The sequence below is a fragment of the Mycobacterium sp. DL genome (assembly GCF_039729195.1).
Classification (GTDB): domain Bacteria; phylum Actinomycetota; class Actinomycetes; order Mycobacteriales; family Mycobacteriaceae; genus Mycobacterium; species Mycobacterium hippocampi_A.
This window is the reverse complement of record NZ_CP155796.1, coordinates 273,913-299,127: the sequence shown is the minus strand read 5'-3', so window position 1 is coordinate 299,127 and position 25,215 is coordinate 273,913. Positions and strand designations below refer to the sequence as shown.

Sequence of the window (25,215 nt, the reverse complement as noted above, 5' to 3'; positions counted from 1 at the left end):
GGCGCGCCAGCGTGCAAACACGCTCGCTCGCGACGAGAAGTCAGCCTTGTTCGGCGAGACGCTGCTTCAGCGCGTCGAACTCGTCCTTGATGCCGGTGGGCAGCTTCTCGCCGACGAACTCGAACCACTCTTCGATCAGCGGCAGCTCAGCACGCCACTCGTCGACGTTGACCTTCAACGCCGCATCGACATCGGCAGCGTCGACGTCCAGGCCGGACAGGTCGAGATCCTCGGCAGTCGGCACGATGCCGATCGGGGTGGTCTTGCCGCCCGCCTTCTGCTCCACCCGCTCGATGATCCACTTCATCACCCGGCTGTTCTCGCCGAATCCGGGCCACAGGAACTGGCCGCCCTCACCGCGACGGAACCAGTTCACGAAGAACACCTTCGGCAGCTTCGACTCGTCGGAGTTCTTGCCGATGTCGATCCAGTGCTGCATGTAGTCGCCCACGTTGTAGCCCATGAACGGCAGCATCGCCATCGGGTCGCGGCGCACGGTGCCGACCTTGCCCTCGGCGGCCGCGGTGGTCTCGGAGCCGAGCGTTGCGCCGATGAACACCCCGTGCTGCCAGTCGTTGGCCTGAGTGACCAGCGGAACCGTCGTCTTGCGCCGGCCGCCGAACAGAATGGCCGAGATGGGCACACCCTGCGGGTCGTCCCACTCGGGAGCCAGTGTCGGGCACTGCGACATCGGGGTGCAGTAGCGCGAGTTCGGATGTGCTGCCTTGGATTCCGTCTCCCGGAGGTTCCAGTCGTTGCCCTTCCAGTCGATCAGGTGGTCGGGTTCGCCTTCCAGACCCTCCCACCACACGCCACCGTCGTCGGTCTTGGCCACGTTGGTGAAGACGGTGTTGCCTGCGGCGATGGTCTTCATGGCGTTGGGGTTCGACGACCAGTTGGTGCCGGGAGCAACACCGAAGAAGCCGAACTCGGGGTTGGTGGCGTAGAGCCTGCCGTCCTTGCCGAACCGCATCCAGGCGATGTCGTCGCCGACGGTCTCGGCACGCCAGCCCGGGATGGTGGGCTGGAGCATCGCGAGGTTGGTCTTACCGCAGGCCGACGGGAAGGCCGCCGCCACGAAGTAGGCCTTGTTCTCCGGCGAGATCAGCTTGAGGATCAGCATGTGCTCGGCGAGCCAGCCCTCGTCGTGGGCCATGGCCGAGGCGATGCGCAGCGAGTAGCACTTCTTGCCCAGCAGGGCGTTGCCGCCGTAACCCGATCCGTAGCTCCAGATCTCGCGGGTCTCGGGGAAGTGGGTGATGTATTTCGTATCGTTGCACGGCCACGGCACGTCGGCCTGGCCGTCTTCCAGCGGCGCGCCCAGCGAGTGCAGCGCCTTGACGAAGAAGCCGTCGTCGCCGATCTTGTCGAGGGCCGCCTGGCCCATCCGGGTCATGGTGCGCATCGAGACCACGACGTACGCCGAGTCGGTCAGCTCCACGCCCAGCTTCGGATCCTCGGAATCCAGCGGACCCATACAGAACGGCACGACGTACAGGGTGCGGCCGCGCATGGAGCCGCGGTACAGGTCCTTCATGAGGGACCGCATCTCTGCGGGGTCCATCCAGTTGTTGGTCGGGCCCGCATCGATCTCCTTCTCGGAGCAGATGTAGGTCCGTGACTCCACACGTGCCACGTCGGAAGGATCGGAGAGCGCGAGGTAGGAGTTCGGCTGTTTCTCTTCGTTGAGCTTCTCGAAGGTGCCGGCCTCGACGAGCAGAGCAGCAAGTCGCTCGAACTCCTCCTCGGAACCGTCGGCGAACACCACGCGGTCCGGTTGGGTGAGTTCGGCGACCTCGCGAATCCACGCGAGCAACCCCTCGTGCGTCGTCGGTGCGGAATCGAGTCCCGGAATGGTCGCTGCGGTCATGCTGTGAGTCTCCTGCATCTTCTGCGCGAGGTATCTGCCAGGACGCAGGCTCCCCGAAATCCGACCGAAGGCTCGAACTGAAAGCAGCCGCGCCCGTCCCTGTCCACTGAGGTTAACGTGGGGAACATACCCGCGGAAATGCAGGAGTATGTCCGATCACTCACAGGAACGATTCAGATGGGCGTCACCGTAGGGTCTACCGACCGGTAACAACCGATTCCGTCGAATTCACCGCCGCAAGTGCGACGCGGCAGGCATCCAGCGCCCGTTCCAAGCCGGGTCGGCTCCGCTCCCGGGCGGCTTCCGCGCGAGCCACGGTGCGCGCATGTTCGCCCAATTCGGCATCGATCTCGGCCAGGCGCCGGCCGGCCTCCGCCCGCTGGTCTTCGCTTCGGGCCAGCAACGCCGACGCCAGCGACGCCTCGGCAGCGAGCAGCCCGGCCGCCACCTTCTCCTCGACCGCAGATCGGACGCCGGCGCTCACCTCGTGGACCCAACGGTCCAGCACCGCACGGTCGTGGAGCAGACCGCGCACTCTGACCACCCACACCGTGAGCGCGACACCGACGAGTCCTCCGGCGACCGACCCTGCGACGGTCAGCTCCGGTGCGACGCCGACAAAGAGTCGGGAGATCACCAGCGCGACCCCCAGACCGAAACCGGCGCCGAGCACCGTCATCAACTGCGTTTCCAGTTGCCGCGACTTCAGGGGCGGGGTGGCGACCGTCGCTGCGGGCGTCGCAGCCGGCCGCGGCGGCACCGCCAGGCCGAGTTCGGCGGCCACCTCCCGGGTGCGCGTGACGATCTCGTCGTCGGTCTCCTGTTCGACAGCCTGACACTGCCGCCTCACCCGCTGCTCGACATCGCCGTAGTCCCGCCTGGTCGTCACGGCTACGCGCTCCAGCAGTTCAATTCGGGTGCCCGCGCAGCGGTTTCGCGCGGAGTACATCAGCGCCACCCGGGCCTGCTGCATCAGGCTGCGCAGCGCGATCGACCCATCCGAGCGTGACCGCTCCCGGTGGCGCAGCAGCGCCGCGCGGCGGCCACGGAGCGTGTCGACCCGCACCCGCAGGTCGGCGCCCGCCGCGTCGGCGTCCAGACGGGCGATCTTCGCACAGAGTTCAGACTCCCAGGCACGCAATCTGTTTCGCCGCGGCAATCGCGGATCGGCCAGCTCGCGCTGGATCAGTTCGACGAGCTCGTCGAGATGCGGCTCCCCCAACCGCGGCGCGGCGGCAGCACCCACCCACGGCACACGACGGAAACGCTGCGAGTGCTCGGCGAGTCGCTCACGGTCGGCCGCTAGCACGCCTCGCCAGTCACGGTGATCGTCGATCTTGGCCACCACAGCGACCACCGCGTCGGTCCGCGCCGCGGCGAGAACAGCGACCGCACAGTCTGATTCGGTCACAGGCGCGATCGCCGACACCACAAAAACCACAGCCGTCGGCACCTCGGCTGCCCCGATCTCACCGGCCTCGAGGAACGTGTGCCCGGAAATCCTCTCCCGTAGTTGCCGGACCATGCTGGTGACCCCCGCGCCCGTCGGCCCGGTCACCAGCACAACGTCCCTCACCGCGCACGTCCGAGCAGTCGCAGCGAACCGCGTGTGATGTCCGCCGCGCACCGCTGATGCAGGCGGTCGACCGGTCCGGTCGTGTAGCGGCGCCAGTGCACCGCCCGGCGGACGTGCGCATCCGCCTCGTCGCCCCGGTCGACGACGAAGCCCGACGCCTGCACCACCTCGACCGCCGCCGCCATCACCGCGACGACGACCTCGTCGGAGCTCAGGAACGCGTAAATACCCTCATCGCCGGATTGTGCTGCAAGCGTTCGCAATTCACGGACCGCCGAGCACACCCGCCGGTAGCGGGCAGGCGCACCGACCGCCGCCAGCTGTTCGACCACCCGGTCGACCCCGCTCAGAGCACGCAGTTGCCGCACGACCTCCGGCCCCGTCGCCCCATCGGCGACCGCCAGTACCGCGTGGGCCAGGCCGAACCGGTCCAACCGCGCCAGCAGGCGGTGACGAAGCGCTGCGGGCAGTGGATGCACCGAACCGCAGAACGCGTCGGTTGACGTCATGTCGGCGGGGGTCACGACCAGCGCACGCAACGCCGCGACGTCGTCTGCGTCGAGTTCGACGGTGGCGAGGTGGGCGATCATCGGCACGACCGGCAGATCCAGCGTCGTGGCGAACCGTGCCGCCCGCCGATCGGCGGAGACCATCGGTCCGCCCGGATCCGCGCCCGTCAGGTCCGCCTTGTTGAGCACCACCATCGACGCCGCCGGCGCATCGGCGATCTGGGTGCGCTCCTCGGGCTTGAGAGACTCGGCGATCACCACCACATGCGCGTCGGCGCCGTCATCGACCAGCGGCACACCCGAAGCGGCGAGCGCCGCGGCAACCGCATTCCGCCCCACCCCGGGCCGCCCCAGCACCGCCACCCGCGGCGGCGTCCGGATACGTTCCGCGACGGCCGCCACACCCGGATGGTGCGCATGGGCGGCGAAGTCGGCCAGCACGTCGACGAAGATGTCGGACCCCCGGTCCCCGGGCCGGGTTCGGCACCGGCCTCCTCACAGAATCGTGACATCCGCCGGACGACCCGCTGTACACATTTTTGGCGGTGGACGACGCGGGTATCCGGCTGTACCAGTGGAAGGCAACTGTTGGGTATCAATCTGTAACACGATGCGGGGAGTACAGCCTTGATGAGCGACCATGGACGGATGCATGCGTCGGGCCCTGATGTCGCCAGTCCGCTGGCCGAGGGCCCCGAGGTCACCCCTCATTTCCTTCCTCGGGTCACCAGCTTCCGGGCGCGACGCTCCTCGATCTCGGACAGGCAGCAGGCCACCTGGGACCGCCTGTGGCCTGAGCTGGGCAGGCAGGCGCGCGACGGCGAAGCGCCGGCCGGGCTGCTCGACACCGAGGCGTGGTTCGGCAGGCGCGCCCCGGTGGTGCTGGAGATCGGCTGCGGCACCGGCACCTCGACCCTGGCTATGGCGCAGGCCGAACCCGATCTCGACGTCGTCGCCGTCGAGGTCTACCGACGTGGCCTGGCCCAGCTCCTGAGCGCGATCGACCGGGCCTCGGTGCGCAATGTGCGCCTGATCCGCGGCGATGGCGTCGACGTGCTCACCCACATGTTCGGCCCGGACTCGCTGACAGGCGTTCGGGTGTTCTTCCCCGACCCGTGGCCGAAGGCCCGCCACCACAAGCGGCGGCTCCTGCAACCCGACACCGTGGCCCTGATCGCCGACCGGCTCCGACCGGGCGGAGTGCTGCACGCGGCCACCGACCACTCGGACTACGCCGCCCAGATCGCCGAGGTCGGCGACGGGGAGCCCCGGCTGCGCCGGATCAGTGCCGACACCGCGCAACTGCCCATATCGGCGGCCCGTCCCGCGACCAAGTACGAGATGAAGGCGCTCGCAGGTACGGATGTGGCGGAACTGCTCTGGGAGAAGATGCCGTGAGCCTGACCGAGAACATGCCGGACGTCGCCGAGGTCACCACCACCGACACCACGGGCTCCACGGCCTCCGACGTCCCGGCGATCGCGCGGGTCCTCCTCGTCTGGGACGCGCCGAACCTCGACATGGGGCTCGGGTCGATCCTCGGTGGCCGTCCCACCGCAGCGCACCGACCCCGTTTCGACGCGCTGGGGCGATGGCTGCTGGCCCGCACCGCAGACCTGTCGGCACAACTCGACCGGGCCGATCGGGACGTCACGCTCGAACCCGAGGCCACGGTCTTCACCAACATCGCCCCTGGCAGCGCCGACGTCGTCCGGCCGTGGGTGGAAGCGTTGCGTAACGTGGGCTTCGCGGTGTTCGCGAAGCCGAAGATCGATGACGACTCCGATGTCGACAGCGACATGCTCGCCCACATCGCGCTTCGTCGCAGCGAGGGTCTGGCCGGTGTGATCGTCGCCTCAGCGGACGGTCAGGCGTTCAAACTCCCGCTCGAGGACATCGCGCGGGACGGCATTGATGTCCAGGTGCTCGGATTTCGCGAACATGCCAGTTGGGCGTTAGCGTCGGATACCTTGGAGTTTGTCGACCTGGAGGACATCGACGGTGTCTTCCGGGAACCGCTACCGCGAATCGGCCTTGATTCGCTACCAGAGCAGGGCGCTTGGCTGCAGCCATTCCGGCCGCTGTCCTCGCTACTGGCCTCGCGCGTATAAAAATTGAAGCCGAGGTACAGATGTGCGCAGGGCGAGATTGTCAGAGTTTTGCAGTGACCGATAGGAGCTGAACGTGTTCGCCTGGTGGGGTCGAACGGTGTACCAGTACCGATACATAGTGATCGGTGTAATGGTCGCACTGTGCCTGGGCGGCGGCGTCTTCGGCATCAGCCTGGGACAGCACGTCACACAGAGTGGGTTCTACGACGAGGGCAGCGAATCGGTCCACGCCTCGCTGGTCTCCGACGAGGCATACGGCCGTGACACGTCCGGCCACATCGTCGCGATCTACACCGCGCCCGAGGGTAGGACCGTCGACGACCCGGAATTCCAGCGCAAGATCCTGGAGAACCTCGACGAGGTGGAGCGAACCCACCCCGACCAGGTGCTGCGGGCCATCGGCTACTTCAAGAGCCCCGAGGTGCTCTCGAACATGGCCGACGCGGACAAACAGCACGCGTTCATGTCGGTCCAGCTCAAGGGCGACAACGACGACGCGATCCTGAACAACTACAACAAGAACGTCGGCTCCGACGGCACCACCGTCAAGGAAGCCCTCAACATCGACGGCATCGAGGTCCAGCAGGCCGGTCTGCAGCCGCTGGCCAGCGAGCTGACCGGCACCATCGGTGAGGACCAGAAGCGCGCCGAGGTCGCCGCGATCCCGCTGGTCGCGGTGGTGCTGTTCTTCGTGTTCGGCGGCGTCATCGCCGCATCGCTGCCCGCGATCATCGGCGGCCTGACCATCGCCGGCGCACTGGGCATCATGCGGCTGATCGCCGAGGTCATCCCCGTGCACTTCTTCGCCCAGCCGGTGGTGACGCTCATGGGGCTGGGCATCGCCGTCGACTACGGCCTGTTCATGGTGAGCCGGTTCCGTGAGGAGATCGCCGAGGGCTACGACACCGAGACCGCGGTCCGGCGCACGGTCATGACCTCCGGGCGCACCGTGATGTTCTCCGCGGTCATCCTGGTGGCGTCGTCGGTTCCGCTTCTGCTGTTCCCGCAGGGGTTCCTGAAGTCGATCACCTACGCGATCATCGCCTCGGTGATGCTGGCGGCGATCCTGTCGGTCACGGTTCTGGCGGCCGCTCTCGCCATCCTCGGCCCCAACGTCGACGCGCTCGGTGTGCGCACGCTGCTGCGGGTGCCGTTCTTCCGCAACTGGAAGCCGACGAACTGGTGGCTGAACTGGCTCGCCGACCGCACGCAGAAGACCAAGACCCGCGCCGAAGTCGAGCAGGGTTTCTGGGGCAAGCTCGTCAACATCGTCGTCAAGCGACCCATCGGTTTCGCCGCGCCGATTCTGATCGGCATGATTCTGCTGATCATCCCGCTGGGTCAGCTGTCCCTCGGCGGCATCAGCGAGAAGTACCTCCCCCCGGACAACTCCGTGCGCGTGGCGCAGGAGGAGTTCGACCGGACGTTCCCCGGCTTCCGCACCGAACCGTTGACGCTGGTCATCGAGAACGACAACGGCGACCCGGTCTCCGATCAGCAGATCGCCGAGATCCGCAACGAGGCGATGGCGATCCCCGGGTTCATCGAGCCCGACGGTGACCCGGACAAGATGTGGCAGGAACGCTCGTACCTCGACGGCGCGTCGCGAGACCCGTCGGTGCGGGTGATCCAGAACGGCCTGGAGAACCGCAACGACGCATCCCAGAAGATCGACGAACTGCGGGAGCTGTCACCGCCTCGAGGCCTCACGGTGTCGGTCGGCGGAACCCCGGCGCTCGAGCAGGACAGCATCCACAGCCTGTTCGACAAGCTGCCGCTGATGGTGCTGCTGCTCATCACGACGACGACGATCCTGATGTTCCTGGCGTTCGGCTCGGTGGTGCTGCCGATCAAGGCGGCGTTGATGAGCGCGCTGACACTCGGCTCGACGATGGGCATCCTCACGTGGATGTTCGTCGAAGGCCACGGGTCGGGTCTGATGAACTACACCCCTCAGCCGCTGATGGCACCGATGATCGGTCTGATCATCGCGGTGATCTGGGGCCTGTCCACCGACTACGAGGTGTTCCTGGTCTCCCGGATGGTGGAAGCTCGAGCACGGGGCATGTCGACCACCGAGGCGATCCGGATCGGTACGGCCACCACCGGGCGTCTGATCACCGGCGCAGCGCTGGTGTTGGCCGTGGTCGCGGGAGCGTTCGTGTTCTCCGACCTGGTGATGATGAAGTACCTGGCGTTCGGCCTGCTCATCGCGCTGCTGTTGGACGCGACGATCGTCCGGATGTTCCTGGTGCCCGCGATCATGAAGCTGCTCGGTGACGACTGCTGGTGGGCGCCGCGCTGGATGAAGCGACTTCAGGAACGGCTGGGCCTCGGCGAGACCGAACTGCCCGACGAGCGCAAACGGCCCGCGGTGCGGGAGTCCAGGGAAGAGGCGCCCCATCCCGAAGCGCTGGTCGGTGCCGGCGGCCCGCCGGTGGCGGTCCCCGCGCGGGCGCTGCCGCCGCACGACCCCAGCCATCCCGCTCCGGGCGGTGCCCCGCGCCCCGGTCTGCCGCCGCGGCCCAGCGGACCGTCGGCTGCGGGCACCACACGACTGCCGAACGCACCGGCGCGCCAGTCGGCGCCGGCGGCCCCGATCGTCGAGGAAGAACCTCAGACCACGCGTCTGTCGGTCGCCAAGAACGCGGTGCGCAACGCGGTCAGCAACGCTGCCGCCGCGACACAGCGCACGCCGCGCGCCTCGGCGCCGACAGCACCTCCGGCCCCGCCGCGCGAAGAACGCGAGATCGAGTCGTGGCTCGGCGACCTGCGTGGCACCGGCGGTTCGTCCGGCGCCGGCCCCGCCGCTCCCGCACCTCGGCCGTCCGCTGAGCCGACCCGGGCGATGCGCGATCAGGCCCCGGGCGCAAGCGAACCGACGACGGCGATCCCGTCGCAGCCCGACGCCGGGACAGCCGACGATGATTCCGCCGAAGCCACCCGAGCGATCCCGACGCCGCGGAAGTCCGACGCCGACGCGGCGACCGAGAAGCTCAACACGCGCGCTGACGACGAACCCCAGCGTCGCGGCGGCAGCGGTGTCAGCGCACAGGACCTGCTGCGCCGCGAGGGCCGCCTGTAGGTCCCACGCACCCAACGTGCGCGGAATAGCGTTCCGGGTTGTGAATTGAACGGTATTCACAGCCCGGAACGCTATTCCGCGGGTGCCTCCACGTCGTCCGCGTCGGCCTCGACCAAGGGCCCGTCGTCGGCCTCCTGCAACGCCTCCTCCTCTGCCGGGTCGTCGGCGATCAGCACTCGGATGGCGCTGTTGAGGAAGGCCAGCACCGGCACGGCGAGCAGTGCGCCGATGATGCCGGCGAGCACCGCGCCGCCCGCGATCGCCAGCACGATCGCCAGCGGGTGGATCGACACCGCGCGTCCCATCACCAGTGGCTGCAGGACGTGGCCCTCGAGTTGCTGCACGGCGATGATCAACCCGAGGGTGATCAGCGCGTAGATCCAGCCCTTGGCGATGAGCGCGACGATGACCGCCAGGAAACCGGTGACCACCGCACCGACCAGGGGGACGAAGGCACCCAGGAACACCAGCGACGCGAGCGGAAGCGCAAGCGGCACACTCATGATCGCCAGGCCCACCCCGATGCCGAGCGCGTCGACCAGTGCGACCAGGAACGTCGCACGCACGTAGCCGATCAGTGACCGGAAACCGGCGCGACCAGCGTCGCGCACCCGGGTCCGCACAGCCATCGGAAACACCTGGGTGACGAACCCGAAGATGTTGCGGCCGCCGTGCAGCAGGAAGATCAGGGTGAACAACACCAGCAGCGCCCCGGTCACGATCTCGGTCAGCGTGCCCGCAGTCGAGAGTGCCCCGCTGGTCAGCTTCTCCTGATTGCTCCCCAGGGCTTCGATCGCTGTGTCGCGGGCCTGATTGATCTGCTGATCGCTGACCTTGAGCGGCCCGTCGGTGAGCCACGTGCCGAGACCCTCGATGCTGGTCGTCACCTGCGCGACCAGCGCCGGCGCACCGTCGACGAACTGCGTGATGACAAACGACAGCAACCCGCCGAACAGCGCGATACCGCTCAGCAGCACCAACGCCACCGCGCCGCCGCGAGGCGCACCCCGGCGATCGAGGAAGTCGACCACCGGCATCAGCAGGGCGGCCACGATCGTGGCCAGCATGACCGGTACAAAAATGATCTCCAACTGGAAGAAGACCCACAGCAGCGCGACGACGGCGCCGAAGATCACCAACAGCCGCCACGACCAGGCTGCGGTCTTGCGAACAAGCGGGCTGACCGACTCATCGGCAAGGGAGTCCAGCGAGGGACGGGCTGACATTCCGGTAGCGTAACGGCCCCGGGAGTCCGGTCCCGGGATCTGCGGAATCGGCCGGAGCACGGCTTACCCTGTACTGCGTGTCTCACGACGCTCCCGCGAGCGATACCGGGGCGGGACCCGCCGGCCGGGACCCCAAAGCCCGCGGCAAGTACTGGTGGCTGCGGTGGGCGCTGCTCGCCCTCGCGGTCATCGTGCTGACCGTCCAGTTCGCCCTGGTCCACGACCAACTCGCCAAAGCATGGAAGAGCCTGTACTCGGCGAACTGGCTGTGGGTGCTGGCCGCGGTGGTCGCCGCCATGGCCTCGATGCACAGTTTCGCGCAGATCCAGCGCACCCTGCTGCGCTCCGCCGGCGTCCACGTGCGGCAGTGGCGCTCCGAAGCCGCGTTCTACGCCGGCAACGCACTGTCCACCACGATGCCGGGCGGCCCGGTGCTGTCGGCGACGTTCATCTACCGCCAGCAGCGGATGTGGGGCGCCTCGCCCGTCGTGGCCTCCTGGCAACTGGTGATGTCCGGCGCACTTCAGGTCATCGGCCTGGCACTGCTCGGACTGGGCGGCGCTTTCCTACTGGGTGCGACGAAGAACCCGATGTCGCTGATCTTCTCGCTCGGGGGCTTCATCGCCCTGATCCTGCTGGCGCAGGCGGTGGCCACCCGGCCCGAACTCATCGACGGAATCGGCGCGCGGGTGCTGTCGTGGGTCAACGCGATCCGGGGTAAGCCGACCGGCACCGGGCTGACGAAGTGGCGGGAGATCCTCACTCAACTCGAGTCGGTGCAGTTGGGCCGCGGCGTTCTCGGGAAGGCGTTCGGCTGGTCGCTGTTCAACTGGATCGCCGACGTCGCGTGCCTGCTCTTTGCCTGCTACGCGACGGGCGGTCACCCGTCGATCGCGGGGGTGATCGTGGCCTACGCCGCGGCCCGCGCCGTCGGCTCGATCCCATTGATGCCCGGCGGACTACTGGTCGTCGAGGCCGTCCTGGTTCCGGGCTTGGTCTCCAGCGGGATGCCACTGGCCGCGGCGATCTCGGCCATGCTGGTCTACCGACTGATCAGCTGGATCTTCATCGCCGCGATCGGCTGGGTGATCTTTTTCTTCATGTTCCGCACCGAGAAGGACATCGACCCCGACACCACAGAGACCGTCGCCCCGATCCGTGCCGCCGAGGACATCGCCACGCCGCAGTTCAGCCCCGACCCCGACGCGCCGCATCCGCCGGACGACGTCCCCGCAACGTCGCCGGAACGCTTCGGGACATAACGAAAGAGTGCCAGCCACATGATGTTTCGACCACTCACCGCCACTGCGTCGTTCGCGGCTCTGATGCTCCTCGCCGCCTGCTCGGCCGCCCCGGAGACCACCCCGGAGACCACCCCGGTGGGAACCACGGCCACTCCGCCGGTCGCCTCGGAGTCACCGGCGACCACCCCCGCTCCGGCCGGGCCGTCAGTGGCCACGCCGCTGGTGGCGCGCGTCCTGAGCGCACCGATCCCGGTGCCCAGTACCGATGAGAAGGTGCACCTGGCCTACGAGTTGCAGCTGACCAACACGCTGGCCCAGGACGTCACGCTGACCTCTGTGGATGTCCGCGCCGGCGACCGGACGCTGCTGAGCCTGCCCGGCGACCGGCTCGCCTACTGGACTCGGGTCATCGGAAACCCCACGCCGACAACAACAATCGGACCGGCTCAGACAGCCTTCGTGTGGCTTGACGTCGCGTTGGCCCCGAACGAGACGATCCCGGACCAGCTCACCCACGCGGTGGGCATCTCGGTGCCAGAACCGATGCCGCCGCTGTTTCCCGCCACCATGACCGAGAATGTCGCACCGGTCACGGTGCAGACGCGTGAGCCGATCGTCGTCGCTCCGCCGCTGGCCGGACCGAACTGGCTCAACGGCGACGGTTGCTGCGGCATGACCGCGCACCGGATGGCTCTCAACCCGATCAACGGCGAGATCTGGGCCGCCGAACGATTCGCGATCGACTACGTCCAGCTCGGACCCGACGGGCGGCTGTTCACCGGCGACAAGACCGACGTGAACAGTTATCCGTACTTCGGCGCCGACATCCTCGCCGTGGCCGACGGTCCGGTGGTGGCGACGCTGGACGGGCTGCCCGAACAAGTTCCCGGCACCGCGCCCACCGGACTTGCGCTCGAGCAGTACGGCGGCAATCACATCGTGCAGGATCTCGGCAACGGGTTCTACGCGCTGTACGCCCACATCAAGACCGGCACAGTCCAGGTCGGTCCCGGTGATCAACTGACCGCCGGGCAGGTGATCGGGTCGCTGGGCAACAGCGGGAACTCCGATGCGCCGCACCTGCATTTCCACATCATGAGCAGTCCCGATCCGCTGCGCTCGGACGGGCTGCCGTTCGTGTTCTCGGACTTCGAGCTGGATTCGCGTCTCGTCGAGTCACCGGAGTCACTCGACGGTCTGCTCGACGGCGCACCCGCCCAGCTGCAGCCCGGGTTCGCCCCTCGCAACGAAACCGGCACCAGCCCAATTGTTTACGATGTGATGACCTATGAAGACCGGTGACCGCCCGCCCGCCGGGGTCACACTGACAGCACTCGCCGTGGATGTCGTGTGTGTGGTGGTGTTCTGCACGATCGGACGTCGCAGTCACGCCGAGGGGCTCAGCGTCAGCGGCATCGCCGAGACGGCGTGGCCGTTTCTGACCGGAACCGGAGTGGGCTGGTTGCTCTCCCGCGGCTGGCAGCGTCCGACCTCGCTCGCCCCCACCGGGATCGTGGTGTGGGTGAGCACAGTGGTGGTCGGGATGTTGTTGCGTAAGGCCACATCTCAGGGCACCGCGGTCAGTTTCATCGTCGTCGCCTCGTTGACCACCGCGGTGCTGCTGCTCGGGTGGCGCGCCCTCGCCCTGCGGAGAGCCAAGACGGCAGGTTGATCACGTCGTCGCCGCCATCAGGCGAGTCCGCACGCAGAGCACCGACAATCGGTTAGCCTGCGTTCAACCCTGAGGCCGCATGTGAATGCCGGCACCGGAAAGGCGGTTTGGCGAATGACGAAAGCAGTCGGGACGCCCGAGGAGACCTCTCTGCTGAAAGTCCTCGGCAACTGGGACGTATTGGCTCTCGGCTTCGGCGCCATGATCGGCTTCGGCTGGGTGGTTCTCACCGGGGACTGGATCGGCTCGGCCGGCACGCTCGGAGCGGTTCTGGCGATGACCGCTGGCGGAGCGATCATGGCCGTGGTCGGCCTGACGTACGCCGAGCTCACGGCGGCCATGCCCAAGGCCGGCGGCGAGCACAACTTTCTGCTTCGCGGCATGGGACCGCGGTGGTCGTTCATCGGCTCGTGGGGCATCGTCGGCGGCTACGTGACCATCGTGGCGTTCGAGGCCGTGGCGCTTCCCCGGACCGCCCTGTACCTCTTCCCCGACCTCAACCAGATCCGGCTGTGGGAGATCGCGGGCAGCGAGGTCTACCTCACCTGGGCGCTGGTCGGCGCGATCGCCGCGGTCGTCATCACCACCGTCAACATCCTCGGCGTCAAGTTCGCCGGCGTCGCGCAGACGTTTGTCGTGGTGCTGCTGCTGGTCATCGGCCTGATGCTGGTCTTCGGTTCCTTCACCGGCGGATCGGTGGACAACATGCAACCGCTGTTCACCGGCGGCACGGCAGGGTTTTTCGCCGTGCTCGTCGTGGTGCCGTTCCTGTTCGTCGGCTTCGACGTCATCCCGCAGTCCGCGGAGGAGGTGGACATCCCCGCGCGCCAGATCGGACGTCTGGTCGTCATCGCCGTCGGCCTCGCCACCATCTGGTACCTGATGACCATCGTGACCACCTCGTCGGCGATGTCGGCGGGCGAACTCGCAGACGCCGACATCGCCACCGCGGATGCGTTCGGCGCCCTGTTCGGCAGCGACGTCATGGCGAAGCTCCTGATCGCGGGAGGCATCGCCGGAATCCTCACCTCGTGGAACTCGCTGCTGCTCGGCGCGTCGCGACTGATGTACTCGATGGCGCGCTCGGGCATGCTGCCCGCCTGGTTCGGCAAGCTGCACCCGAAGTTCCGCACCCCGGTCAACGCCCTGCTCTTCATCGGTGCCCTGTCGTTCATCGCCCCCTTCCTGGGCGAGGCGATGCTCGTGTGGCTCGTGGACTCCGGCTCACCCAGCATCGTGATCGCGTATCTGCTGGTCTCCGTCGTGTTCCTGGTGCTGCGCCGGCGCGAGCCGCAGATGGAGCGGCCGCTACGGGTCGGCGGGACGGGCAAGACCGGCCTGGTGGTCGGCGGCGCCGCCGTGGTGCTGTGCGGTGGGTTGCTGAGCCTCTATCTGCCGGGGATGCCCGCGTTCCTCGACGTGCCACCGTGGATTCTGTTCGGGGCCTGGTGGGCACTCGGCGCGTTCTTCCTGCTCCGCATCCCCAGTGGCATCGCGCCCGGCGAAGACGCCGAACATCGGTTACTGGAGGCGCTGAAGCAGCGTCGGGCAACGCCTCGCGACGGCGGACGCAACTAGGCTACAGTTCTGAAACCTCTTGCAGTTCAGGCGATATCGTGATGGTGAATGTCGCCCTCAGCCCGCCGAGCGGCCCGTCCGACAGCTCGATCCGGCCACGGTGCAGCGCTGCCTGCTGAGCCACCAGCGCCAGGCCGAGGCCCGAACCGCCGGGTGCCGCGTTGCTTCCGCGGGCGAACCGGCCCAGCACGCTCTCGTGCTCGTCTGCGGGCATGCCGACGCCGTTGTCGTCGACGACGAACGTCATCGTCTCGTTCTGCCGGCGGGCGGTGAGCAGTATCCGTGACGCCTCGCCGTGGGTGATGGCGTTGCGCACCAGGTTGTCGATGGCCAGCCGGAGTCCGCCCGGCCAACCCCACACAGTGCCGAGGTCGTCGGCCACCTCCACGTCGATCTGAACCTCCCGGCTCACCCGCATGTTCTCCCGTGCCACCCGATCCAGCATGTCGGTCACGTCGATCACCTCGCGGTCCTCGACCTGCGCCAGCTGACCGGAGGCGAGTTGGCCCAGCGCGGTGATGATGCCCTCGACCCGGCGTTGCGCGCGGGCCAGGTCGGCGACGACCTCCTCACGTTCCTCACCGGGCAGATCGTGGATACGCAGGGTGTCCAGGTCGGCGCGCATCGCGGTCAGTGGCGTGCGCAGTTCGTGTGCGGCGTTGGCCGCAAAATCCTGGGCGGCCTGCAGGGAGTTCGTGGTGGCGCGCTGCGCCGCTGCGAGGCGGCTCAGCATCGCGCGCATCGCCTCCGACAGATCCTCGGCCTCTCGGACCCCGTGGACCGCCGGCATCTCGTCGGCGCCCTCACCCAACTGTTTGGTGTGTTCGGTCAGCTTGCGCAGCGGCCGGATCGCCGGCCCGGCGAGCAACCACCCCAGCCCGGCGGCGATCAGGACCGTCACCACACCCACCGCGATGTAGGCGGGCACCCTCGCGGAGTTCAACAGGATGCTGTCGGCACGGATGCCGATGGACATCAGCACCCCGCCCTCCTGGTCGACCGGGATCGTCCGGACGCGGTACTCGACGTTGTTGACGATCACCGTCTCGGTGCCGGGGGCCAGCGCCGGAAGCTGGAATCCCCGCTGGTACACAACCTGACCCGATGACCGCGACCGTCCGGTCTGCAAGACGCCTCGCCGCTGGTCGGTGAGCTGCTCGGGGAACATGCTCGCGTCGACGATCGCATCCAGGCGCCGATCCACCTGTGCGGCATCGTTGTTCGCCAACACCACCGATGTCAGGATGGTGAACACCGCGACGACCGCCGCCGCAGCAGCAGCGGCCGCGATGGCGACCCTGGTCCGCAGCGACGCCGATCGCAGAAACCTCGGAAGTCTCGGCAAGACCCCTACTGCTCTTCCCGCAGCACGTAGCCGATCCCCCGCACCGTGTGGATCACCCGGTGCAGCCCGTCACGCTCGAGCTTGCGCCTCAGGTAGGAGACGAACACATCGGCGACGTTGGTGTCGACGTCGAAGTCGTAGCCCCACACCAACTCCAGCAGCCGCTGCCGACTCAGCACCACGCCGGCGTTCTCGGCGAGCACCGCCAGCAGATCGAACTCCCGCTTGGTCAGCTCGACGCGCTCGCCGGCCACGAACACCAGGCGGCGCGCGGTGTCGATGGTGAGCGACCCGACCGTCATCGTGTCCGACGTCGGGTCGGAGTGATGCGCCCGGCGCAGCAGAGCGTGCAGCCGTGCGACCAACTCGCCCAGGTCGAACGGCTTGGTCAGGTAGTCGTCGGCCCCGGCCTCGAGCCCCGCGATCCGGTCGTTGACGGTGTCGCGCGCAGACAGCACACAGATCGGGATGTCGTTGCCCAGCGCGCGCAGCGCGGTGACGACCGCGACCCCGTCGAGTTCCGGCATCTGCACGTCGAGCACCAGCGCGTCGTGCGATTCGCTCGACAACAACCGGAGCGCCTCTTTACCGTTGGCCGCCACCCGGACATCGAATCCGGAGTGGCGCAGCCCCCTGGCCACCGACGTCCGGACATCGGGGTCGTCATCGACCATCAACACCGTCCGACCGGCCCCGTCCTGGATGGACGGCTCATCCCCGCGAGCGGGCGTCGCCACCACCCTGTCGCGCACCAGCCTCAGTAAGCGTCAGGCGAAGTGATGACGCCGCAGCGATCCTTCAACTCCACCAACGGCCGGCGGATCTCGGTCAGCTCCGCCTTCACCACCGGATTGGCATTGAGGTACGCCTCGACATCCGCATGGATCTGGTCCCGCGGATCCCCGTGCAGGTCGGTGAAGAACGCGTTCACCTCGGGATGGGTGAACAGGTAGGCCGACGACGCCGCCGAGACACCGGCAGCCGTACCGGAGAAGTCGGCAGCGGTGCAGTTGGGCGGCATGGGCTGTGCCGATGCCATGGGCGCAGCGCCGAGCACGCCGAACGCAACAGCGCCGGCGACCGCGCCGCCGCCCAGCGCGCCAGCAACCGCACGACGGACGGTGGGTGCCGAGAACAACATTAAGTCTCCTTATTCAGAGTGAACCGGCACCAGTGTCGATCGCCGGTCAGGACCATCCTAAGGAAGCTAAGCAGAATGGCCGCCTGGTTTCTTGCCTAGCCGTTAATCAATCCTGAGAATGTCGCCGAACCTGCTCACCGCGACGACGTGACTTCCGCGCTCGGAGATGCCTCGGGACCCTCACCGGTTGCGGGCAGTGCGGGGCTCTGTTGGGCCGCCTGCATCAGACCCAGCAGTTGAGGGACGCTCACCGGCAATTTGCACCGCGCCGACAGGTTCGCCAGGGGCTGCTGCAGTCGCTGCATGTCCCCGGCGACGTCGGGGTTGGCGTCGAAGTAGGTCTTCAGCGCGATGACCGACTGCGGTCCGCCCTGCTGCTGGGCGATCGTCGTCAGCGCCTGATTGGTCTCGGGTTTGGCTTCCAGGTAGTTGCCGGTGTTGGTGGCGACGGCAGCCACCGTCCTGGCGACCGAACTGGCCGCGCACGGGTCGGGCGCGGCCGTCACCGACGGGGTCGCCGGCCCGGTCAGCGCAACCACCCCGATACCGGCAGCTGCAGCCGCAGCAAAAGCCGCGGGCAGCCGATACCGAACGACACGACCCGTCCGGCGCGCGTTGATTCTCGAGTGCGAATCCATGACGTACTCCTCACAGTTGCGAACGCCCCACCTCCGCGCACGCTCACCGCGGCCGGTAGCAAAGATCCCCGACGCCGAAACTTCTTCCCGACATACTGCCATCGCCTCCGCGGGAGTGGCCAATCGAGACCGCGATGGGGCGGGCGTTAGAGCCGCATTAAGCAACGCTGGCAGCCCTTCACGAGGGCGGTCACCCTACAGCTCGCTGCTGTACGCTCTCGCTACGAAACGCCGGGGAGAAAGTGGGGAGTTCCGATCCAGCAGTTCATGATGCGGATCAGCAGCAATCTGCGCAGATTCCGCTGGGCGGTGTTCGCGGCGTGGGTGCTGCTGTTGGTCCCATCGCTGTATCTCGCCATGAACCAGTCGGGCAATCTGACCGGTGGCGGTTTCGAGGTCGAGGGCTCCCAGTCGCTGTACGTCCAGCACCAACTCGAAGCGCAGTTCCCCGATCAGGGCGCCTCCCCACTGGCTCTGGTCGCCGCGCCGCGCGCGGACGCATCCTTCGAGGACATGAACGACGCGGTCGCCCAATTGGAGCGGATGGCCTCGGAGGTTCCCAGCGTCACGCTGCTGCCCAATCCCCAACAACCCCCGCCCCAGCCGGACCGCCCCTACGTCGTCACGCTGCAACTGGACTTCGACAACACCGGCGCCGTCGACATCGCTCACCAGCTGCGGGAGAAGATCGGGGTCGAGGGCGACGAGGCCGGCGAGACCGAGAACGGCAAGGTCCGGCTCTACGTCATCGGGCAGGGCGCGCTCGGCGCAGCCGCCTCGGAAGCGACCAAGCACGACATCGCGCAGGCCGAGAAGTGGAACTTCCCGATCGTCCTGCTCATCCTGCTCGCGGTGTTCGGCTCGCTGGCCGCCGCGGCGATGCCACTGCTGCTGGGAGTCTGCACCGTCGTCGTGACCATGGGCCTGGTGTTCCTGCTGTCGATGTACACGACGATGTCGGTGTTCGTGACATCGACGGTCTCGATGTTCGGCATCGCGGTGGCCATCGACTACTCACTGTTCATCCTGATGCGGTTCCGCGAGGAATTGCGCGCCGGACGAGAGCCCCAGGACGCCGCCGACGCCGCGATGGCGACCTCCGGCCTGGCGGTGGTGCTGTCGGGCATGACCGTGATCGCTTCGGTCACCGGCCTCTACCTGATCAACACCCCGGTGCTGCAGTCCATGGCGACCGGCGCGATCCTGGCCGTCGCGATCGCGGTACTGACCTCGACGACGCTGACGCCGGCGGTGCTGGCGTCGTTCGGCCGGGCCGCGGCGAAACGCTCGTCGTACCTGCACTGGTCGCGGCGGCCCGAGGCGACCCAGTCCCGATTCTGGTCCCGCTGGACCGGCCGGGTGATGCGCAGGCCGTGGGTGTCGGCGCTGGCCGCCTCCGCCCTGCTGCTGACCCTGGCGATTCCGGCGTTCTCGATGGTGCTGGGCAACAGCATGCTGCGGCAGTTCGATCCGACACACGAGATCCGCGGCGGGGTCAACGCCGCGGCCGAGGCCCTGGGCCCGGGCGCGCTCGGCCCGGTGCGGGTGCTGGTGAGCTTTCCCGACGGCAACGCCGCCTCCGCGCCGGCCAAGGAGCCGCTGCTCGACACGATCCGGCAGAAGATGGCGCAGGCGCCCAACACCGTGTCGGTGTCGCCGCCGGTGTTCGGCAACGATTACCGCAGCGCGCTGCTGTCGGCGGTGCTGTCGGTGGACCCGGAGGATCCGGGGGCGCGCGAGACGGTCGACTGGATGCGCGAGCAGCTACCGCCGGTCGCCGAGGGCAGCGCCCGGATCGACGTCGGGGGGCCGACTGCGCTGATCAACGACTTCGACGACAAGGTCTCCGAGACCCAACCCTGGGTGTTCCTGTTCGTCGCGCTGATCGCGTTCGTCATGCTGCTGATCTCGATCCGCTCGGTCTTCCTGGCGTTCAAGGGCGTGCTGATGACCGTGCTGTCGGTGGGAGCCGCGTACGGCAGCCTGGTGGTCGTCTTCCAGTGGGGCTGGTTCTCGGCGTTGGGCTTCAAACAGCTCGAGTCGTTGGACAGCACGATCCCGCCGCTGGTGCTGGCGCTGACCTTCGGGCTGTCGATGGACTACGAGATCTTTCTGCTCACCCGGATCCGGGAGCGGTTCCTCCAGACCGGCAACACCCGCGACGCCGTGGCCTACGGCGTCAGCACCAGCGCCCGGACCATCACCAGCGCGGCGCTGATCATGATCGCCGTGTTCATCGGGTTCGCTTTCGCCGGTATGCCGCTGGTCGCCCAGCTCGGTGTCGCGAGCGCGGTCGCGATCGCGGTGGATGCGACCGTGGTGCGGCTGGTACTCGTTCCGGCGCTGATGGCCATGTTCGACGAATGGAACTGGTGGCTGCCGCGCTGGCTGGACCGCATCCTGCCGTCGGTCGACTTCGAGAAGCCACTGCCCAAGGCCGACATCGGCGATCTTGTCATCATCCCCGACGACATCTCGGCCCTCGCCCCTTCCGGGGCGGACCTGCGCACCGTCGTCAAGTCGGCCGCGAAGCTCAAAAGCCTTGCCCCTCAAGCAATCACAGTCGCCGATCCGCTCGCGTTCAGCGGATGCCAGCCGCGCAAGGTGATGGGCAGCAGCCGCCTCAAGGACAACGACGGGCAGCTCACCGTCGCGGTCAGCAACCGTGCGCACGGCAAGACCGTGGCGGTCAAACTGCCCAAGCATCCGGTGACGATGTGGCGGGGCCGGCTTGATGTCGCGCTCGATGCGCTGTCGGTCGAGTCCGCAGGCGCCGAAGGCACTCCGCTGCAGCGCAGCAGCCCGATGGAGACCACCACTGTGCTGCTCCCCACCGGCGATCGACTGCAGATCCCGACCGGCGCCGAGACCCTCCGTCTCAAGAGTTTTCTGATCATGCAGCGCAACAGCACCCGCGATTTCACCGAGTTCGCCGAACTGGTCGATTCGATGGACACTCAGACCGCGGCAGAAGTGCTCTCGGGCATGGACCGGTACTACGCTTGTCAACCGGAGCGCACACACTGGGTGGCCACCCAGCTGGTGCGCCGCCTGGCAGAGCCGCGGCCCTCCGACGGGTCCGAGGTCGCCGTGTCCGGGCCCGGCGCGGAGACCGAGTGGGCGCGAGTCAGGCAGCACTGTCTGTCGGTGGCGGTAGCGATGCTCGAGGAGGCGAGGTGACTGTGACCTCTGATGTACGGGGCACGGACCGCGACGAGTCTTCCGCGCGACGAGCCCCGGTTTCAGCGCCGCCCGCCGACCGGCCGGTGGAGTTCTGGCCCACGGCGGCGATCCGCGCCGCGCTGGAGAACGACGACCTCAGCGTCTGGCAGCGCATCGTCGTGGCGATCAAACGCGACCCCTACGGCCGAACGGCACGCCAGGTCGAGGAGGTGCTCGACACGGCGAAACCGTACGGGGTGTCCCGGGCCATGTCGGAGGTGCTGCTGCGGACCCGAGAACACCTCGAGGCCAACGAGTGCGCCGAGGTGGCCCGGCACGTGCACCTGCTCCTGGACCGCTCAGGGCTCGGCGAGCAGGAGTTCGCGTCGCGCATCGGTGTACCCCCCGACGATTTTGCGGCCTACATGCGGGGCAGCGTCAGCCCACCGGCATCGCTGATGATCCGGATGGGCCGACTCTCCGAGCGATTCGCCAGGATGCGCACCTGAGGCTCGGGGTTCGGGTCGCCGCGGAATAGCACTCCGGGTCGCGGTCGACCCCTCGATCACCACCCTGGCTTCACTTTCGCGAGCGATCCCTAGCGCGAGTGGATCGGTGCCACGTCCTCGACCAGCCACCGTCCGTCGCTCTTCGACAGCGCGACCCGCAGCGCCAGCACCGCGGTGTCGGTCGGCTGCCCCGGCGAGGACTGCGTCCCGCGCAGGATCACCGCCACGCTCGCCGCGTCGGGGCCGATGGCCTCCACCCCCGCGGACACCGTAGCGGCCTGCGCCGAGACGTTTCTGCTCGCCAAATCCTTTGCCACCGCGGCGAACTCGCTCTCGAACCGCTCGGCGCTGGCCTGCGACATCATGGCCGTCGCACGGTCGATCGACGAGGTCGGATTCTGCGGCGTGAACGTCGCCGACGCCTCGGCGACGCTGCTGGCGATCCCGGTCACCTCGGCGCTCTCCTCGCGCAACTCGCGGTCGGGCCGCGTCCACTGGGTGTAACCGACCGCGACCGCGGCCACCAGCGCGACAGTGGCCATCGCGACGATCCCCAGCCGCAGTCCCGGGCCGTCGTCGTCGGTGCCGACGGTCACCCTGTCGCGACGTGCCACCACGAAGTCGACGATCACCCCTTGGAGCACCAGCAGGCACAGCACCGAGCACACCGACACCCACCACAACGGCCATGCCAGCGCGACCCCGATGTAGATCAGTGCGACGACCACCGCGGCCGGTGCAAGCAGGTCGAACGCGGCTACCCGCAGCCGGTTCCTCATCGGATCGGCTCCAGCCGGGAGATCAGCAGCTGTCCGTCGACGTCGGAGACGCCCAGACGCAGCGTCCAGCGCACGGTCTGCGGCTCCTCCGTGCCGGCGTTCTCGCTGATCGACGTGGCCACCACCATGACGGTGTCGGTCCGCGCCGCCGACGCCGACAGTTCCGGCTGCGGCGGAGCGGTCGGTGCGCCGGGCTGATCGTGGTGGATCGTCTCGAGCGCCACCGAGTCGATCTGGCCGGTGGTGCGCGCCTGCAGCGTCTGAACCAGCCTGCGGTACGGCTCTACGGTGGCCTCGAAGTCCGAGTTGAGCTGCCCGACGGTGCCCTCGCGCAAGGTGTTCAGATCGGCCTCGACGGTGTCGTTGTTCATGTTGATCAGCACCCCGGTCCACTCGGCGGCGGCCTGCAGAACCTGGGTGCGGTACCTCAACTCGTCGGTGTCGGCGCGGTGCTGGCTCCAGATCAGGCCGGCCAGCACGACCGCGGCGATCGCGACAGCTCCGAGCACCGCCGACGCGACTCCGAAACTGCTGAAAATGCCGTCACGCTGCGGCTCCTGCTCATCGTCGGGCATGCGCGTGAGGGTACCCGGGCGTTTCTGGAAGGATGTCGGGGTGACGGTAGAAGCGAATCGCGAGACCAAATCCGGCATCGACCTCAGCCACCTCGACCCGACGGCCCGACCGCAGGACGATCTGTTCGGTCACGTCAACGGCCGGTGGCTCACCGACTATCAGATCCCGGCGGACCGGGCGACCGACGGCGCCTTCCGCACGCTGTACGACCGCGCCGAGGAACAGATCCGCGACCTGATCACCGAGGCGAGCGAGTCCGTGGCCCCGGAGGGCACCGGAGCCGCCCCGGCGGCGACATCAGGCACCGACCAACAGCGCATCGGTGACCTCTTCGCCAGCTTCATGGATGAGGAGGCGATCCGGCGGCGGGGTCTCGACCCCCTGCACACCGAACTCGCCGGGCTCGAGGCCGCCGACAGCCCGGACGCGCTCGCGCGGGTGCTGGGCGCTCTGCAGCGCACCGGTATCGGCGGAGGCGCCGGACTCTACGTCGACACCGACTCGAAGAACTCGTCGCGCTACCTGCTGCACCTGACCCAGTCGGGTATCGGGCTGCCCGACGAGTCGTACTTCCGCGACGAGCAGCACGCCGAGATCCTGGCGGCCTACCCACGCCACATCGCCGCGATGTTCGCACTCGTCTACGGCGGCGACGCCGACGACCACGCCGCGACCGCCGACACGATCGTTGCGCTGGAGACCAAGATCGCCGCCGCGCACTGGGATGTGGTGAAGCGCCGCGACGCCGATCTGACCTACAACCTGCGGACCTTCGCCGAGGTGGCGGCCGAGTCCCCCGGCTTCGACTGGGCCGGTTGGCTGCAGAGCCTGGGCGCGACGGGTGAGCAGACCGCCGAGATCGTGGTGCGACAGCCCGATTACCTGACCGCGTTCGCAGCGCTGTGGTCGGGCGAGAGCCTCGAGGACTGGCGGAACTGGCTGCGGTGGCGGGTCATTCATGGTCGGTCGTCGCTGCTGACCGACGAGCTCATCGCCGAGGACTTCGGGTTCTACGGCCGCAGGCTGTCGGGCACCGAGGAGATCCGCGACCGCTGGAAGCGTGGCGTCTCGGTGGTGGAGGGCCTGATGGGTGACGCGCTGGGCCGGTTGTATGTCGAGCGGTACTTCCCCCCGCAGGCCAAGGCGCGGATGGACGAGTTGGTCGCCAACCTGCGCGAGGCCTACCGGGTGAGCATCAACCAGCTCGAGTGGATGACGCCGCAGACCCGGGAGAAGGCGCTGGTCAAGCTCGACAAGTTCACCCCCAAGATCGGCTACCCGAACACGTGGCGCGACTACTCGGAGTTGGTGATCGACCGCGCCGACCTGTACGGCAACTACCGTCGCGGCTACGAGCTCGAATACGACCGCGATCTGGCCAAACTCGGCGGCCCGGTGGACCGCGACGAATGGTTCATGACGCCGCAGACCGTCAACGCCTACTACAACCCGGGGATGAACGAGATCGTGTTCCCGGCGGCCATTCTGCAGCCTCCGTTCTTCGACGCCGAGGCCGACGACGCCGCGAACTACGGGGGCATCGGGGCGGTCATCGGGCACGAGATCGGTCACGGTTTCGACGACCAGGGCGCCAAGTACGACGGCGACGGCAATCTGGTCGACTGGTGGACCGACGAGGACCGTGCCGAATTCAGCACCCGCACAACGGCGTTGATCGAGCAGTACGAGGAATTCGTTCCCCGCGGGCTGGGCAACGGTCACCACGTGAACGGCGCGTTCACCGTCGGGGAGAACATCGGCGACCTCGGCGGCCTGTCGATCGCGCTGCTGGCCTATCAGTTGTCGCTCAACGGCGAGCCCGCACCGGTGATCGACGGACTCACCGGCGAGCAGCGGGTGTTCTTCGGCTGGGCGCAGGTGTGGCGGACAAAATCCCGTGAGGCCGAAGCGATCCGGCGTCTCGCGGTGGACCCGCACTCACCGCCGGAGTTCCGCTGCAACGGAGTGATCCGCAACATGGACGCGTTCTACGAGGCGTTCGAGGTCAGCGAGTCCGACTCGCTCTACCTGGAACCGCAGCGACGGGTGCGCATCTGGAACTGAAGCCAGCGGCGTCGTGCGCGTCCGAACCTGCTCGAAGGCTGTTGATGTGCTGCCGATGAGCTTGGGCGCCAGGACCAGTGCCGTATCTGCTTCTACTGTTGGTGCACCAGCACGGTCCGACAGAGATCAG

General features: G+C 67.9%; 20 protein-coding genes. 10 read left to right on the top strand and 10 right to left on the bottom strand.

Annotated features, from left to right (window positions below):
* Positions 1-40: 40 nt before the first annotated feature.
* From ABDC78_RS01450 to ABDC78_RS01440, 3 genes are all read right to left on the bottom strand, one after another.
* On the bottom strand, positions 41-1,870 hold the full coding sequence (locus ABDC78_RS01450) for a phosphoenolpyruvate carboxykinase (GTP) (RefSeq protein WP_178359355.1): 1,830 nt from the start codon (positions 1,868-1,870) through the stop codon (positions 41-43).
* A 196-nt stretch (positions 1,871-2,066) separates the two neighbouring features.
* Positions 2,067-3,428, bottom strand: a complete 1,362-nt coding sequence (locus ABDC78_RS01445) for a hypothetical protein (protein WP_178359354.1) — start codon at positions 3,426-3,428, stop codon at positions 2,067-2,069.
* A gap of 14 nt (positions 3,429-3,442) precedes the next feature.
* Positions 3,443-4,396: a hypothetical protein gene (locus ABDC78_RS01440; RefSeq protein WP_347133292.1), complete on the bottom strand. Its 954-nt coding sequence runs from the start codon at positions 4,394-4,396 to the stop codon at positions 3,443-3,445.
* A gap of 189 nt (positions 4,397-4,585) precedes the next feature.
* Between ABDC78_RS01440 and trmB the strand changes: the two genes are divergently transcribed.
* The 3 genes from trmB (at position 4,586) to ABDC78_RS01425 (ending at position 9,151) form a co-directional block, all read left to right on the top strand.
* A complete protein-coding gene (gene trmB, locus ABDC78_RS01435; RefSeq protein WP_178359353.1) occupies positions 4,586-5,353 on the top strand; it encodes a tRNA (guanosine(46)-N7)-methyltransferase TrmB in 768 nt (255 codons plus the stop codon).
* A gap of 14 nt (positions 5,354-5,367) precedes the next feature.
* Complete coding sequence (locus ABDC78_RS01430; protein WP_178359403.1) at positions 5,368-6,066, top strand: NYN domain-containing protein; 699 nt, start codon at positions 5,368-5,370, stop codon at positions 6,064-6,066.
* Between the two features lie 73 nt (positions 6,067-6,139).
* The gene (locus ABDC78_RS01425) at positions 6,140-9,151 is read left to right on the top strand and encodes an MMPL family transporter (RefSeq protein WP_178359352.1); all 3,012 of its coding nucleotides are present in this window, start codon (positions 6,140-6,142) and stop codon (positions 9,149-9,151) included.
* A gap of 71 nt (positions 9,152-9,222) precedes the next feature.
* On the opposite strand, the gene ABDC78_RS01420 is transcribed toward ABDC78_RS01425, so the two are convergent.
* On the bottom strand, positions 9,223-10,377 hold the full coding sequence (locus tag ABDC78_RS01420) for an AI-2E family transporter (protein ID WP_178359351.1): 1,155 nt from the start codon (positions 10,375-10,377) through the stop codon (positions 9,223-9,225).
* A 158-nt stretch (positions 10,378-10,535) separates the two neighbouring features.
* Here ABDC78_RS01420 and ABDC78_RS01415 point away from each other — a divergent pair, with 158 nt between their 5' ends.
* From ABDC78_RS01415 to ABDC78_RS01400, 4 genes are all read left to right on the top strand, one after another.
* The gene (locus tag ABDC78_RS01415) at positions 10,536-11,639 is read left to right on the top strand and encodes a YbhN family protein (protein WP_256736122.1); all 1,104 of its coding nucleotides are present in this window, start codon (positions 10,536-10,538) and stop codon (positions 11,637-11,639) included.
* Positions 11,640-11,657: 18 nt separating this feature from the next.
* Positions 11,658-12,923: a peptidoglycan DD-metalloendopeptidase family protein gene (locus ABDC78_RS01410; protein WP_178359349.1), complete on the top strand. Its 1,266-nt coding sequence runs from the start codon at positions 11,658-11,660 to the stop codon at positions 12,921-12,923.
* Positions 12,910-13,293 (top strand): DUF3054 domain-containing protein, encoded by a 384-nt coding sequence (locus ABDC78_RS01405; protein WP_178359348.1) that lies wholly within the window; start codon positions 12,910-12,912, stop codon positions 13,291-13,293. The genes ABDC78_RS01410 and ABDC78_RS01405 overlap by 14 nt, the downstream gene beginning before the upstream one ends.
* Positions 13,294-13,407: 114 nt before the next feature.
* Positions 13,408-14,871 carry an APC family permease gene (locus ABDC78_RS01400; RefSeq protein WP_178359347.1) on the top strand — a complete coding sequence of 488 codons (1,464 nt, stop codon included), beginning with the start codon at positions 13,408-13,410 and terminating at the stop codon, positions 14,869-14,871.
* Between the two features lies 1 nt (position 14,872).
* Here the strand turns inward: ABDC78_RS01400 and ABDC78_RS01395 are convergent, their stop codons facing one another.
* The 4 genes from ABDC78_RS01395 to ABDC78_RS01380 form a co-directional block, all read right to left on the bottom strand.
* Positions 14,873-16,216, bottom strand: coding sequence for a HAMP domain-containing sensor histidine kinase (locus ABDC78_RS01395; protein WP_178359346.1), 1,344 nt, complete (start codon positions 16,214-16,216; stop codon positions 14,873-14,875).
* Positions 16,217-16,221: 5 nt separating this feature from the next.
* Positions 16,222-16,968, bottom strand: coding sequence for a response regulator transcription factor (locus ABDC78_RS01390; RefSeq protein WP_347133291.1), 747 nt, complete (start codon positions 16,966-16,968; stop codon positions 16,222-16,224).
* A 5-nt stretch (positions 16,969-16,973) separates the two neighbouring features.
* Entirely contained in the window at positions 16,974-17,357 is a 384-nt protein-coding gene (locus ABDC78_RS01385) for a heme-binding protein (protein ID WP_178359345.1), read from the bottom strand.
* 134 nt (positions 17,358-17,491) lie between these two features.
* Positions 17,492-17,995 (bottom strand): hemophore, encoded by a 504-nt coding sequence (locus ABDC78_RS01380; protein WP_178359344.1) that lies wholly within the window; start codon positions 17,993-17,995, stop codon positions 17,492-17,494.
* A gap of 267 nt (positions 17,996-18,262) precedes the next feature.
* Here ABDC78_RS01380 and ABDC78_RS01375 point away from each other — a divergent pair, with 267 nt between their 5' ends.
* Both ABDC78_RS01375 and ABDC78_RS01370 read left to right on the top strand, forming a co-directional pair.
* Positions 18,263-21,175, top strand: a complete 2,913-nt coding sequence (locus ABDC78_RS01375; protein ID WP_347133290.1) for an MMPL family transporter — start codon at positions 18,263-18,265, stop codon at positions 21,173-21,175.
* Positions 21,172-21,666, top strand: a complete 495-nt coding sequence (locus ABDC78_RS01370; protein WP_178357252.1) for an XRE family transcriptional regulator — start codon at positions 21,172-21,174, stop codon at positions 21,664-21,666. Before ABDC78_RS01375 ends, ABDC78_RS01370 begins: the two co-directional genes overlap by 4 nt.
* Positions 21,667-21,755: 89 nt before the next feature.
* Here ABDC78_RS01370 and ABDC78_RS01365 read toward each other — a convergent pair whose 3' ends face one another.
* Positions 21,756-22,445 (bottom strand): hypothetical protein, encoded by a 690-nt coding sequence (locus ABDC78_RS01365; RefSeq protein WP_178357251.1) that lies wholly within the window; start codon positions 22,443-22,445, stop codon positions 21,756-21,758.
* The gene (locus tag ABDC78_RS01360) at positions 22,442-23,020 is read right to left on the bottom strand and encodes a hypothetical protein (protein ID WP_178357250.1); all 579 of its coding nucleotides are present in this window, start codon (positions 23,018-23,020) and stop codon (positions 22,442-22,444) included. Before ABDC78_RS01360 ends, ABDC78_RS01365 begins: the two co-directional genes overlap by 4 nt.
* Positions 23,021-23,060: 40 nt before the next feature.
* Between ABDC78_RS01360 and ABDC78_RS01355 the strand changes: the two genes are divergently transcribed.
* Entirely contained in the window at positions 23,061-25,085 is a 2,025-nt protein-coding gene (locus ABDC78_RS01355; RefSeq protein WP_347133289.1) for a M13 family metallopeptidase, read from the top strand.
* The last annotated feature ends 130 nt before the right edge of the window (positions 25,086-25,215 follow it).